At 59.0% G+C, this 13,015-nt stretch carries 10 protein-coding genes; 5 read left to right on the top strand and 5 right to left on the bottom strand.

Annotation, left to right across the window (positions count from 1 at the left end; all coding sequences use genetic code 11):
• Positions 1-25: 25 nt before the first annotated feature.
• The 3 genes from RRF56_RS04400 to bchD all read right to left on the bottom strand — a co-directional run bounded on the left by RRF56_RS04400 (position 26) and on the right by bchD (position 5,176).
• A complete protein-coding gene (locus RRF56_RS04400) occupies positions 26-1,018 on the bottom strand; it encodes a pentapeptide repeat-containing protein (RefSeq protein ID WP_317036413.1) in 993 nt (330 codons plus the stop codon).
• 16 nt (positions 1,019-1,034) lie between these two features.
• Complete coding sequence (locus RRF56_RS04395; protein ID WP_317036412.1) at positions 1,035-2,993, bottom strand: adenylate/guanylate cyclase domain-containing protein; 1,959 nt, start codon at positions 2,991-2,993, stop codon at positions 1,035-1,037.
• A 128-nt stretch (positions 2,994-3,121) separates the two neighbouring features.
• Positions 3,122-5,176, bottom strand: a complete 2,055-nt coding sequence (bchD, locus tag RRF56_RS04390; RefSeq protein ID WP_317036411.1) for a magnesium chelatase ATPase subunit D — start codon at positions 5,174-5,176, stop codon at positions 3,122-3,124.
• Between the two features lie 313 nt (positions 5,177-5,489).
• Between bchD and RRF56_RS04385 the strand changes: the two genes are divergently transcribed.
• On the top strand, positions 5,490-6,098 hold the full coding sequence (locus RRF56_RS04385; RefSeq protein ID WP_317036410.1) for a hypothetical protein: 609 nt from the start codon (positions 5,490-5,492) through the stop codon (positions 6,096-6,098).
• A 114-nt stretch (positions 6,099-6,212) separates the two neighbouring features.
• Positions 6,213-6,611 carry a gamma-glutamylcyclotransferase gene (locus RRF56_RS04380; RefSeq protein WP_317036409.1) on the top strand — a complete coding sequence of 133 codons (399 nt, stop codon included), beginning with the start codon at positions 6,213-6,215 and terminating at the stop codon, positions 6,609-6,611.
• A gap of 261 nt (positions 6,612-6,872) precedes the next feature.
• Here RRF56_RS04380 and selD read toward each other — a convergent pair whose 3' ends face one another.
• Positions 6,873-9,209 carry a selenide, water dikinase SelD gene (gene selD / locus RRF56_RS04375; protein WP_317036408.1) on the bottom strand — a complete coding sequence of 779 codons (2,337 nt, stop codon included), beginning with the start codon at positions 9,207-9,209 and terminating at the stop codon, positions 6,873-6,875.
• A gap of 200 nt (positions 9,210-9,409) precedes the next feature.
• Between selD and RRF56_RS04370 the strand changes: the two genes are divergently transcribed.
• A complete protein-coding gene (locus tag RRF56_RS04370; protein ID WP_317036407.1) occupies positions 9,410-10,087 on the top strand; it encodes a PRC-barrel domain-containing protein in 678 nt (225 codons plus the stop codon).
• Between the two features lie 6 nt (positions 10,088-10,093).
• Here RRF56_RS04370 and RRF56_RS04365 read toward each other — a convergent pair whose 3' ends face one another.
• Positions 10,094-11,224: a cob(I)yrinic acid a,c-diamide adenosyltransferase gene (locus tag RRF56_RS04365; protein WP_317036406.1), complete on the bottom strand. Its 1,131-nt coding sequence runs from the start codon at positions 11,222-11,224 to the stop codon at positions 10,094-10,096.
• 186 nt (positions 11,225-11,410) lie between these two features.
• On the opposite strand from RRF56_RS04365, the gene fraC reads away from it, so the two are divergent.
• Complete coding sequence (gene fraC, locus RRF56_RS04360) at positions 11,411-12,001, top strand: filament integrity protein FraC (protein ID WP_317036405.1); 591 nt, start codon at positions 11,411-11,413, stop codon at positions 11,999-12,001.
• Complete coding sequence (locus tag RRF56_RS04355) at positions 11,995-13,008, top strand: DUF5357 family protein (protein ID WP_317036404.1); 1,014 nt, start codon at positions 11,995-11,997, stop codon at positions 13,006-13,008. Before fraC ends, RRF56_RS04355 begins: the two co-directional genes overlap by 7 nt.
• Positions 13,009-13,015 lie beyond the last annotated feature (7 nt).

Genomic DNA, 13,015 nt, shown 5'->3' with positions numbered 1-13,015 from the left:
AAACCACCGGGGCGATCGCCCCTGTTCAACCATAAATACTACCATCGGGCATGGTGGCCCCCGTCAGCGTCACATTGACTAGGGTGGTGCTGCTAATTTCGGCCCGATCTAGAATCGCCTCGGTCAGGTCGGCATCGGTGAGGTCGGCCCGGCCCAGGTAGGCTTCTACCAGAAGGGCTTTGGTGAGAATAGACCGACGGAAGGTGACGCGAGCCAGGTCGGCCCGACTAAAGCGAGCATCGGCCAGAAGACAGTCATCCAGTTGGGCCTGGGCCATGACGGCTCCGGTAAAGTCAGCCCCCTTGGCGCTGACGCCATTGAGGTTGGCCTGGCTGAGGTTGCTGCGGGGAAAGCGGCAGTGGGTAAGATCGGCAGACTCTAGGCAACTGTTGCTGAGGTCGACGTCGCTGAGATTGGCGTTGCGCAGCAGTGCTCCTTTTAGGTTTGCCCCCTTGAGGTTGGCATCGCGCAGCACTGCTTCGCTGAGGTTGGCCCCACTGAGATCGACGTAGGCCAGGTCAGCGCCCGATAAGTTGGTGCCCCGTAGGTCAGCCCGATGCAGCTTGGCCCCCCGCAGGATGGTCGAGTATTTGCGGTTTTCCTGGCGCAGGTTGGCTCCCCGCAGGCAGGCTCCGGTGAGGTTGGCCCCGCTGAGATCGGCGTTGCGCAGGTCGGCTCCGGTGAGGTTGGCGTCGAGCAGGTCGGCCAGGGTCATATTAGCGCTGCGCAGGTCGGCCCCCTGCAAGCTAGCACCGTGCAGGTCGGCATCGCACAGCATCGCCGCCGACAGGTCGGCCTGGTTAAGGTTGGCCCCTCCCAGCCGCGCCCGCGACAAATTGGCTTGGCGAAACCGTACTCGGGTCAAAAAGGCCAGCATCAGGTTGGCGTTTTCTAGATCGACCTGCACCATGTTGGCCCCAATCAGATCTGCCCCGGCTAGGTCAATTCCTACCAAAGTTTTACCCTTAAAATCCATATCGCCACGGGCATAGGCATCGAGCAGTTCGCGGGCGTTCATAGCGAGAACCAGGGGCTTAGGCAGAAGATCGGGAAGAAGCACGGGCCACAATAGCGGGGCGATCGCCAGGGCTAAATGGCTCAGGAGTGACGTCAGGATTGGCTTCAGCTAGAGGCGGCGTTTGGGCTGCGGCCCCCTCAGGGGCGAGAGGGGCAAGGACGTCATTGGGGTCTTGGGGGTAGTAGGCGCGCATGGCCTGGCTAATGGCGCTAGCCACCTGCCCGCCGTCGCCAGCCCGGCCCAGGCAATGGGCAATAATACTGAGCTTGCTGTCTAAATCAGCATAGGTGGGGCAGTAATCAAAGGTTTTCTGGAGCAGATCATCGAGGGTTTGGCGGCTGAGACTTGACCAGTCTTGGGCGGTGTAGCCAAAGGGGCCGTTTAGGCAAGAATAGAGCAAAATCTTGGCTCGCAGGGGATTGGCGTACTGAATAATATCGCCCCGGAGGTCAAATAGAAAAGCGCGATCGCGCCGTGGTCCTCGGTCGTCAGCCTCCCCTCCTAGGGGGTTATCCAGGGTGCCTTGGAGGGTGGTCATGTCGGGTGATTGGTTGGCATGGGCCCCTGGGCTAGCCAGACTGGTGAGGGTGGTGTAGCTGCCCTCGGCGCTGTTGTTCCCGGCACTGTTGCTCCCGGCACTGTTACTCCCGGCATTATTGCCTGAGGGGCCAGAGGCGTCGGCTACAGGATTCGCCTCGTCTCTCGGCGAGGCCTCCGCTAGGGCAATGGCATCGGCTTGGCTTTGATACAGCCCCTGAAAGTTGACCACAATTTGGTTGGCCAATTGCGCGTACTGCTGTCGGCGGTTGAGATGCTTCACAATGCGGTCTAGGCGATAGCGCAGATCCTGGGGTTTAGGGGCCACGGTCAAAATCTGCTGAATCAGCCCCGGCAGGTACAGTTCGCTGAGGCGGCTGGGGTCATTTTCCCAATTGTTGTAGCAGAGACAGTAGATCAGCTTGCGCAAGCGCAGGGATTCGGGGTTTTGATCAAGTTGTTCGGCAATGGTGTGGCAGCGTTCTTCCACAGAACGCACGGTGAGTTGGGTAAAGTCGCCCGTGCCCTCAGGGTTCTGAAACAGCGATCGCCCGTACCAGGGTTGCAGCTGCTTCACCACTATTTTTGCCATCTCAGTATAGAGATCTTGACGGTTGAGCCCATCGACTATCCGCTGAAGCTGCTCTTCTAGATCGTGAATCGCGGGGTAGCGATCGCGCAGTGACAGCAGCAGCGATTGCAGATCGAACTGCTCCAGCACCGTCGGATCGTTTTCCCAAGTTTTTTGATAGGCGGCAAACACCAGCTTTTTAATGCGCAGGCTGTGGGTGTGGGTGCTGAGCGTGCGCACGGCGTTGGCCAGCAGCGCCTCGGTGGTCATGGGTAGGGTGCAGGTGTGGTCTTCTGAGCCGTGGGGGCTAGTCTCAGTGTCTTCCGCCTGGAGGGCAAGCTGGTAGGCGGGCACGGGCTCTTCGATATTTTTGAGGTGCAGCGGCCCTAAAAACGTGGCATGAAGATTAAGCCGCGCTTTGACGACATCGTAAATGGTGCGCGAGACACACAGCCCTCTGGGCTTGGAGTAGGTCTGCAAGCGAGCGGTGACATTGACGCCGTTGCCCATCACGTCTTGTTCGCTGACCAAAATATCACCCAGGTGCACCCCAATGCGGTGGTCAAGGTACTGATCCGGCTCTAGCCCCTCCGCTAGATCGACCAACCGCCGCTGCATTTCTAGGCCGCACGATACCGCCTCTACGGCACTGAGAAAGTAAATCAGTAGACCATCGCCAGTCGATTTGAGCACCGTGCCGCCGAATTCTCGGCAGATGTCGCTAATTAGGGTCAAGTCGCGGTCAATCAGCCGCAGAGTGCGTTCTTCCTCTACCGACATACGGGTGCTGAAACCTACCGCATCGGTAATCATAATGGCGGCTAGCAGGCGCTGCCCCTGGGATAAGGATGACACTCGACGTTCCATGGCGACTCGCAATGGTACACAGTAGGGATAGGCAGCCTCTTGACAAGGGGCACAAGTCCCGATGCTCCCCTACATATTGCCCAACTGACGCCAACGATGACCTATACAGGGAATACAATTAGCGCCATTTACCCAGTCTTCATATCGGCGATCGCGCCCCGAGCCATAGAGGCAATCGCCTGATCTGTTGCCTTGGGTAACTGATAATAGCGACCGCCAGCCGTCTTGGCTAGCTCTTTGCCAAAGCCGGTGGAGACAAACTTGCGCTCAGTATCAATAATTAGCAGCTGATAGCCAACTCCACGGATGCGCCCAGCAATCTCCAGCAGTTCTTGTTTAATGTCAGGCTTAGGGGCTTCAGGGTCGGGCACCTCACCTAGGGATCGAGCCAGAGGAACGTTGCCCCGGCCATCGGTGATCGCAATAATCACCACGCTACCCACATCGCCAGACTGCTGGGCATTGGTGCCCACTCTTACCGCTTGGGTAAGGCCGTGGGCCAGGGGTGATCCGCCGCCGCAGGGCATGCGTTCGAGCCGTCGTCGGGCCATGGCGATAGACCGGGTAGGCGGCAGCAGCACCTCCGCCTGCTCCCCCCGAAAGGGAATCAGCGCTACCTGATCGCGGTTTTGATAGGCCTCGGTCAGCAGCTCAAGCACGGCACCCTTGGCGCTCTGCATGCGGTTGAGGGCCATCGAGCCTGAGGCATCGACTACAAAGATAATCAGCGACCCAGCCTTGCGGGCCAGGCGCTTAGCGCGAATGTCGCCCTGCTCGACGATCACCTTGCGGTTGGGCTCGCGCTCGCGCCGCGATTTTTGGTAAGGGGCAGCGGCTCTCAGGGTGGCATCGACGGCAATGCGACGCACTGGCCCCTGGGGCAGAAAGGGCTTGATGTAGCGGCCTCGCTCCTCAGAAAAAATTAGGTTGGCATTGCCCGACTTACCCTGGCGGCCCATCGTCTGGGCAAACAGCAGCATAGAGGGGTCGAGAATCACTCCCTCGGGGTCAAACACAAACTCCTCAGGAATGGTGGGAGGGCTGTCGTCTTCGTCGGGGGTGTCGTCCTCCTGGTCGTCTTCCTTATCTTGGTCTTCGGTGTTGTCCTGGGGCTCGTCTTGGTCTTCGTTGGTGGGTGGCGGCGGCGGTGGCGGCGGCGGTTCTTCGGGTAGGTCTTGGGGCAGCTGCGATCGCGGCACAATCACCAGTTCGACCGCCACGCGCAGGTCATCGGCAGTCACGGCCGCCCGGCCCTCTAGCGCGGCGTGGGCCTTGGCCACCCGCACCGCAAACAGCTCGGCCCGGTGGCCCTGAATGCCTCCCCGCAGGGCCTCAGTCACCAGGTACTGAATCTGCTCACGGCTGATGGTGACCTCTTTGAGCCACTCGCGGGCCAGAATGATTTGGGTTTTGAGGGCATCAATTTCGTCGGCGTAGGCGGCAATGACGGCCTGGGGATCGTTGGCGAACTGGGTCGACTGCTCAACGGCTGTGACGCGATCGGCCAGGGTCATGGCGCTGTCTGCCGACAGGGCAATGGCGATGCGATCGAGCAGGTGCTCACGCAGGGGGCCAGCCTCGGGGTTATAGGTGGCAATCAGCAGCGGTTCACAGGGATGTTGAAAGCTTAGACCCTCCCGCTCGATCTGGTTGCGGCGGGCGGTGAGAGCCGCCAGCAGCAGGTTCGCCACCTGGTCATCTAGCAGGTTGATGTCATCGACGTACAGCACGCCCCGGTTAGACGCCGCCAGCAGCCCCGGTTGAAACACGCTTTCCCCCGCCTGAATGGAGCGGGCCACGTCTACCGAACCCAGCAGGCGGTCTTCGGTCACCCCCAGGGGAATCTGCACAAAGGGGGCCGGTACCACGCGGGTCGGCACCTCGCCTGGCGTGGGTTGTTCAGGGCTCTGACCAAAGCGATCGCGGGTTTGATCGTCCCACAGGCGCGGGTCGATGGGGTCAGCATTGCAGCACGAGTCTTCAACCACCTCAATGGGGGGCAGCAGCTGGTGCAGCGCCCGCGCCATCACCGACTTAGCCGTTCCCCGCCGCCCTGCGATCACCACTCCGCCAAGGTTGGGGTCTACCGCCGCCAACAGCAGCGCCATTTTGATCGCTCCCTGTTCGACTACCGCCGCCAGGGGAAAGACAACTGGAATTGGGGAATCTACTGTGGCCGTCATAACAAAGGGTGTGGTCTAGCTTTTACACCCTATCAGGAATCGTTGGGCCATAACCCTTGTCCTGCCCTTGGATTCTAGCTTTGCCCTTGACCTGGACGGCAGTGGCGATAGACTGGGTTGAGGTTGCGCTTTGTTACGAAATCGCCGCCGCCTCCGTAATTTCCCTTGCCTAAGAAATTATGTGGCAGGTAAAGCTCCGTTATTTCAACATTGGGAAATTACTGAAAATCCCCGATTCTGTTAAATAAACCTACATATTGTCCGGGTTTTCACCCCAATTAACTGCCTCACTTACCGCACTTTCTTCTACCCTATGAGCGTCTCTCCTCTCCTCAATGCCCACGATTCTCTGGTGACTATGCCCACGCCAGCCCTCTCTTGCAAGCTGCTATTTGACCGCGATCTCTATACTCCCTGTCACATTCAGGTGCCGGATGTTGACCATCGACTGTCGGCTATCTATGTAGACAATCAGTTCTACAGCTTTTTCAAAACTGTGCCCGAGGCCAAAAAAGCTCTGGAGATCATGACGCGCTTAAGCAAGCGCGATCACACCGCTGCTCTCACCCGAACGCCCCGAGGCTTTTCTATCTGGGCCTACGAGCCAGAGGCCCGCTATGCTCCCCCCAAGCGTCATCCAGGCTACAGCATTCGACCTGTCTTTGGCCCCCACCCCTGCCTTTTGGTAGCCGATGAAACCGCCTACCAGACCTGCCGGCTGCTGGTGCCCGATGTGACTAAACCCCTGATGGCATTGACCCACAACAATCGCTACTACAGCTTTTTTAAGCAAGATATTGACGCAGCTAAGGTGTTGGACATTGCCGCTAAGCTGGCCCGCCGTGGCGATGAAACGCTGCTGGTGATCGAACCCTCTAACTACACCCTGGCACTGCTAGAACCCAATGGCCGCCTCGCTTAGGTCAGGGGATGATTGGATTCTGAAGTGATCAAACGTGTGTTTGAAGTAGCGTGATCCTTTAAGGTGATGTATTGAAAACCTCTTAATGCTATCTCCGGCACTGGAACGCTCGCCATGACTGATACCCCAGGAAACGTTACGGTCTTTATCTGCGGCTCGGCCCTGCGCGGTCAGCCCGACAACCAGAACCTGCAAGGTGCAGAGTTTGTGAGTGCAGCCCAGACGGCCCCAATGTACCGCTTACATGCGGTCAAAGATGGCTGGCACCCTGGTATTTACGAGGTTGAGTCGGGTGGGATTTCGATTCCGGGTGAACTCTATGCCATGACGCCGGAGCAATACACCTATCTGAAAGACAATGAGCCCCCCCACATGTATCCCCACGAGGTGAAGCTGGTGGATGGGGGCACGGCGATCGCATTCCTGTATCCCAAAGAGCTAATTGACGAGCACGGCTGGCCCGATATTTCGAGCTACGGCGGCTGGGCTGCCTACAAAGCGGCGGCGGTCTAGTCGTCTGCCCAGCCAAAAATGACGGCTGAGTGAGGGCTCAGGGGTTGCGGTGCATGGTTCAAGGCTGGTTGTATAGCTGTAGCCAGTCCGGTTAAGACATGTCTCCTAAGAACGTTTGAACGTTCGAACGTTTCTAGGGTTTCTAGATGTCCTAACCCAAGGGACTATGGCTATAAACCTGAAACCTTGACCCTTGAACCCCAGACCCTTGAACCCCAGACCGTTGAGCCTTTCACTATTCGGTTGGCAAAATATTAGGGTCTACTGGTCTAATCCTAAATTCTGCTGGGTTGTCCCCGATTCCCCTGAGTCTAGAGCTAGGCGGTAGGCCGAGGTTTGAGGCTTGACCTCTCCGATTAGCGCGGCGGCAGGATAGCCGTGGCGGCGAAGTTCGCCTAGACAGGATTGAGCTACAGCGGCGGGCACAGCGGCTAGCAGCCCGCCTGCGGTTTGGGGATCGAATAACAGCGGGTAGAGGGGATGATTGGCCCCTGCCGGTTCGATCGACGCGGCGGCCTGAAGATTTTGGGGATGGAGAGTGCTGAGGAATCCTGCGGCCAGGGTATCGGCGGCTCCAGCCAGCACGGGGAGCGCATTGAGGGTTAGGGTCGCGGCAACCCCAGAGGCGCGCGCCATTTCGAGCAGGTGCCCGGCCAGGCCAAAGCCGGTGACATCGGTGCAGGCGGTGACCCCGTGGGCGCGAAAGATGTTGGCGGCAGCCCGGTTGGGGGTGAGCATAGAGGCGATCGCCCCCTCCATCCATCGCCCCTTGGCGTTGCCCTGCATATCGGCCGCAAACAGCGTTCCTGTGCCCAGGGGCTGGGTGAGAATTAGGGCGTCACCGGGCTGCATGCCGCTTTTACGCAGCAGTTGAGCCGGGTCGGCCACCCCGTTGCAGGCAAACCCCAGGGCCATCTGGGGGCCAACGGTGCTGTGGCCGCCCACTAAGGGAGTGTCGCTGGCCAGCAGTCCTTTAGTGGTGCCGGCCAGAATTTGGTAGAGCATCTCGGCCTGCTTGGGGGGGGTGGCGTAGGGCACCTGCACCAGGGCCAGCACGCTGTGGGGCTGGGCACCCATGGCATAGAGATCTCCCAGGCAGTGCTTGAGGCAAATCTGAGCAAAGATAAACGGGTCATCGACCAGGGCGGCGAAATAATCGACGGTGTGCACCATCACCTGCCCTGGCGGCACGGTGACTACGGCTGCATCGTCGGGGGCCTCCAGACCAATCAGTACGGCGTCGCTAACCACCTCAGGCCAGTCTTGACGCACCCGGCGGAGCGCTTCGGCCAGGGCGGTGCTGCCAACCTTCGAGCCGCAGCCGGCGCAAGGGGGGTGGGCGGGTGGGTGAGGGGGTGAAGGGGTGAGGAAGTGAAGAGGGGAAGGGGTGGGCGGGTGGGGGGTGGACATTTCGCCCACAGGCAGGTCGCGGAAGCGGGCCATGAATTTGCGATCGATGTGGTCTTTCCAGCGGTGGGCCAGGGATGTTTCTAGGGCAAAAGGGCCGCGGGAGGCGATCGCCCGCCCTTCCCCCGTCTCGATCAGGGTGAGAAACTGCTTTTGGGGCCTAAACGATTTGAGCGTTTGGCCCTGCACGTAGCGGCGCAGGTTGTCGGTCAGGGGTGGCCCCTGGCGCACGGCAAACACCCCAGCCTTGGGGCGGGGATGGTGCACCATGGTGGCCACATCGCCAGCGGCAAACACATTGGGGTGGGAGAGGGTTTGCAGGGTGTCGCCCACGGCAATAAACCCCTGGTCGGTCAGCGAGAGGCCAGCGGTCTGAAGCCAATCGGGGGCGCTGGCGCTGGTCACCCAAAAGACGCGATCGCACTCAACCGACAGCCCCGAGGCGGCTTGCACCAGGCGCTGCCCGGTCGTGGCATCCTCAGTAATGGCCTGTACCGGGTCGCTGAGGTGTACCTGAATGCCGCGCGATCGCAGCCGCCGCTCCAGCCGTCGGCGGGTCCATCGGTTGCGTTCGGGAGCTAATTCTGCGCCTCGGTGAAACAGGTGTAGGGATAGGTTAGATAGCGGTTGATGCAACTCTGTCAGCAGTGCCCCTAGCCGCTCGTGCAGGCCAATGGTGAGCTCTACACCCCCCACCCCGCCACCGACCACCGCCAGGGTAATCGGCCTAGCGGGCTCGGCTCTCACCGCTGCTAAAAACTGTTGCCACTGGTGGAGCAGGGCAGGTACGGGTTTGGCGGCGATCGCATATTCTGCCGCGCCGGGTACCGTCAGTGTGGCCGGAGTGCTGCCCGTGTCGATTGACAGTACATCGTAGGCCAAGGGCGGATGGTGGGCGCAGTGCACCCGCTGCTGGGCCAGGTCAAGCCCCGTGGCGCGATCGACCACCAGGCGGCACTGGGCAAAGCGGGTTAGCGGTCGCAAGTCAATATGAGCTTCGTCAAAGCTGTAGCGGCCAGCAACGTAGCTGGGCAGCATTCCTGAGTAGGGCGTATCTACCAGGTCAGTAATCAAGGTTAGCCGTACCCCAGGAATAGGAGCCATGCCCCACCGCCGCAGCACCAGGGCATGGGTGTGACCGCCGCCCACCAGCACCACATCCGTCTCAAGGGTTGGTTCAGTCTGCATCATGGCTCAGATCGATCGATTCCCACTTCCCACCCGTTAACGCTTCAATCATCCAATCAACTCCCACCCGATAAGGTTCCTTGAGCCGCCTAGAGCATGAATCCCTGCCCTCTGACGGTAGAGTCGTCCGTCCCATGGGCGATGGCGCTGAAAACCACGCTCATTACCATTGAGCTCAATAACCAATTTTAAGGAAGCGCCCTATGGCCCTACATCACCTCAAAGATTACTATCCTAGCTACCGGGAGACCGTGGCAGACGGGCAGATGGATAAAATTGACTCCTATTCTGTCTATGCTCAGGGTGACGATAAGGTCGGTACAGCCAAGGATCTGCTGGTAGATGATGGGGGAAGCTTTCGCTATTTGGTTGTAGATACAGGACCGTGGATTTTTGGCAAAACCGTATTGCTGCCCATTGGCCTAGCTCAGTTTGACTACAGCCAAACCCGTATTTATGTGGATGGTCTAAGCAAGTCTCAGGTAGAGCACCTGCCTGAATATGACGATGATATGGTCGTCGACCAGCATTACGAAGAGCAAGTGCGCAGTGTGTATCAGCCGATTGCTCAGGGTCGCTCTAATCGTCAATTTTTAGGCCACAATTACATTCCCTCGAACAGCGGTTATGCCTCTACCGATAGCGGCGTACAGACAGCGGCCATCCCCGGTGATCTGCGCCGTATGGAACCCATAGAAGGCCACGATCGCCCTGCCGAAGGGGCCTACCGCACCGCCACCCATCCCGACCGACCCCAGCAGGGTGCCACGATCTACGACCAAGAAACCGGCTTTTATGGGTTGAGTGAAGCCGACAATCACGGGCTGCTGCGATCCTATGAAGAACGCTTAGCAGCTCACCACCGCCGTGGCCAAGGTTAAATCGGTTTAGAAATCTACGCCGCGCTTGAGGTCTATGCCTTTTTCGGCATAGTGCTTGTGGTTAAACACTTCAGAATGGGTGCTGGCCAGCTCAAAGTAGGCTGGCCGGTTTTTGCAGCGTCCGGTGATGATAATCTCAGTGCCGCGCGGTTTGCGCAGCAGCGCTTGCAGAATGGGTTCTTCAGGCAGCAGTTCTAGATCAACGGTGGGATTAAGCTCATCGAGAATGATGGTTTTGTAGAGGCCTGAAGCGATCGCAGTGCGAGCAATTTCCCAACCGCGCTCGGCTTCGACGTAGTCAATTTCTTGCTGCTGACCGCGCCAGACAATGGCATCGCGGCCACAGCGCTGGTGGTCTACCAGGTTGGGATAAATTTTGTGCAGAGCGGCGATCGCTGCGTCTTCGGTATAGCCATTGCCCCCCTTTAGCCACTGGATAATCAGTACTCGGTGGGAGAGATCTTGGCTGATGCCGCGACCAATTGCCTGGAGTGCTTTGCCCAGAGCGCTGGTCGATTTGCCCTTTCCCGAGCCGGTGTAGATCTCAATCCCTTCAATCCCTTCAATGCCCTGGGGTTTGGGTTGGGGCTTCATTTCCGAGTGCAGGTTGGCCACATCGAGCAGGGGCTGGGGTGCACCGCGCCCGGTGGCAATAATCTCTAAGTGGTCGGGCTTGTTGCGCAGGGTTTTGGCGACTTCATCAATGTCGAGCAAGCCCAGGTCGAGCACCGGGTTAATTTCGTCGAGCACCACGACCGAGTAAAGGCCCGATGCGATCGCCCCCTTGGCCACATCCCAGCCCCGCTGAGCCTCCTGCTTGTCGAACTTAGTAATTTCTTCTGGGCCAAAAAACTCGGCCCGCCCGGTGCGCACCTGATCGATCAGGTGAGGAAAGCCTCGCTGCAGCGCCTCGATGGCAGCATCTTCATCGTAGGTGCGCCCCGGCCCTTTGAGAAACCGCAGCAGCAGCACCCGGCTTTCTAAAAAGTTCTGAATGCCCAGACCAATAGAGCGCAATACAACGCCGAGGGCGACCTGCGACTTGCCTTTGCCCTCGCCGTCGTAGACGTGAATTTGCCCTGTGAGCCGCTCGTTGCCCTGCTGAGCCGTCCGAATGCCAATGCCGGTTCTAACCATGGGTGATGAGTGTATGGGTGATGAGTATTGAGTGTTGCGTTTTGTGGGTTACAGCCGGTCAGTGCGTTTTCTGAAGATGGCCCGGCCTAAAATCTTAGCGAAAGCCGGGCCAAGGTTATACCCTTGAGAGTGCACCGGCCTATCCCTGGTTAGGGGTCGGCTGCTACGACCCACCTTCAGCGCCCCATGCCAACCACCAACCTGCTGTCAGAACTGGGCATTATGCCCCTGCGGGCGATCGCCTTTCAGAGCCTGCTGCTCATGATGGCCATTGTGCTCGAAGCGATGGTGCTACGCCAACAGCTGCGCCTCGGCTACCGCACCAGTATGCAGTACTCAGCCACCCTTAACCTGTTGGCCACCAGCCTAGGCTGGATCGTGTTCTTGGCCCTTGAAGCCTTGCTGCCCCTGTCGCTGCGTAGTCAAGTGATTAGCTATGTGCTGTTTAATCGGTTTTACCCCAACGGCTGGCAGGATGTGCTGCCGGTGGTGGTGGTGGTAGTGGCGATCGCCGCGTTTTTTGCCACCTATTGGATTAAGCTTCAGGGGTTAATCTGGCTCCTACGGCTGCTGGGCCAGGCCCCCCCAGAGAATACTCCTGAGGTGATTGAAAGCAACCGCACCCAGCGCTACGAACGAGCCAGGCGCGCCCAAATTGAAGGCCAGCGCGGCCACTCGCCCCGCGCCCTCGCCGTACTAGAGGCCAATGCCGTCAGCTTTACCGCTATTTTGGTTGTGCTACTGCTGGTAACCCAGATTGGAGTGATCGGATGGTAGCTCTACTGCGTCAATTTCTAGAGTCGCTCAAAGATCTGCTGCTGCCGCCGCGCTATTTTGCCTGGCAGACCGTGATTTACCTCAGCCTGTTTTCGTGGCTGGTGTCGCTGCTGGCCCGAGCCCTGGGGGCCACGGCCTTTACCGTGGGGCTGACCGCCACCCTGAGCTGGATCTGCCTGGCGTTGGGAATTGGGTGGGCTCTAGAGGCCAACAAAATTCGCCCCTTTGGGATACCGATCGCCCCCTGGGTGTCGGGAGCTATTTTGTGCATGTTTTTGTTTGGTTCCTGGGGCGGTCGGTGGCTTCAGCCCGCCCTGGTAGTCTGGCCTCTGGTCTCCTTTGCGGTGATGGCCATTCCTCAGTTAGTCAGCTGGGATCTCGAGCTTAAAACACCATCGCCGCCGGTACGGCAGCAGCTAGTGCTGCTGTTTTGTCTCAGCCTGTTGTTTAGCAGCTGGTTTCAGTTTTACTTTCGTATTCAGTCTTGGGTGCGCGACTACCCTAGCCTGGTGGCCGACAGCGTTGAGAATAGTGCCTTTGTCTACCGCCTACCGGGGCAGACCATTGCCCTGCCGGCGGGGGTGACCCATCTCACTGTGGCCGAAGAGCTGCTGCGAGAGGAGGTCAATAATAAACCCTGGCCCTCGGTAGAGCGCTGGTTGCTTAACCTAGATGGCCAGCGGCAGGCGATCCAGCGGCGAGTCCAAACCCAGATGGGTCGTGATCCCTCCCTCGAAGATTCGCTGTGGCGGCTCGACCTACAACCTCTGACGAATGGAGAGGGCTACACCCTAAAGCTGTGGGCGATTTGGTCAGGGCCTGCCGCCAACCAAAACGGCTACTACCTAGAAAAAACCTGTCAATTGATGCCCGTCAGCCGGGGCACCCTGGCCAATGTTGAAGGTGCACCACCGGGGTATAGCACAACCCAGTGGGCCAGCCTTACCTGCAACCTAGAAACACCGCGCCAGGCTGGGCACCCTAGACAGACACAACGGAGAAGCTAGTCGTGAG

This window comes from Nodosilinea sp. E11, from assembly GCF_032813545.1.
Taxonomy (GTDB): Bacteria; Cyanobacteriota; Cyanobacteriia; order Phormidesmidales; family Phormidesmidaceae; genus Nodosilinea.
The sequence above is the reverse complement of the archived record's forward strand: the minus strand, read 5'-3'. Positions and strand labels throughout refer to the sequence as shown.

Bases quoted from the DNA above. Each gene is read 5' to 3' on its own strand.
- RRF56_RS04365 (WP_317036406.1), bottom strand. From the start codon at position 11,224: ATGGTTAGAACCGGCATTGGCATTCGGACGGCTCAGCAGGGCAACGAG.
- bchD (WP_317036411.1), bottom strand. From the start codon at position 5,176: ATGACGGCCACAGTAGATTCCCCAATTCCAGTTGTCTTTCCCCTGGCG.
- RRF56_RS04395 (WP_317036412.1), bottom strand. From the start codon at position 2,993: ATGGAACGTCGAGTGTCATCCTTATCCCAGGGGCAGCGCCTGCTAGCC.
- RRF56_RS04355 (WP_317036404.1), top strand. From the start codon at position 11,995: ATGGTAGCTCTACTGCGTCAATTTCTAGAGTCGCTCAAAGATCTGCTG.
- RRF56_RS04370 (WP_317036407.1), top strand. From the start codon at position 9,410: ATGGCCCTACATCACCTCAAAGATTACTATCCTAGCTACCGGGAGACC.
- RRF56_RS04385 (WP_317036410.1), top strand. From the start codon at position 5,490: ATGAGCGTCTCTCCTCTCCTCAATGCCCACGATTCTCTGGTGACTATG.
- RRF56_RS04380 (WP_317036409.1), top strand. From the start codon at position 6,213: ATGACTGATACCCCAGGAAACGTTACGGTCTTTATCTGCGGCTCGGCC.
- fraC (WP_317036405.1), top strand. From the start codon at position 11,411: ATGCCAACCACCAACCTGCTGTCAGAACTGGGCATTATGCCCCTGCGG.
- selD (WP_317036408.1), bottom strand. From the start codon at position 9,209: ATGATGCAGACTGAACCAACCCTTGAGACGGATGTGGTGCTGGTGGGC.
- RRF56_RS04400 (WP_317036413.1), bottom strand. From the start codon at position 1,018: ATGAACGCCCGCGAACTGCTCGATGCCTATGCCCGTGGCGATATGGAT.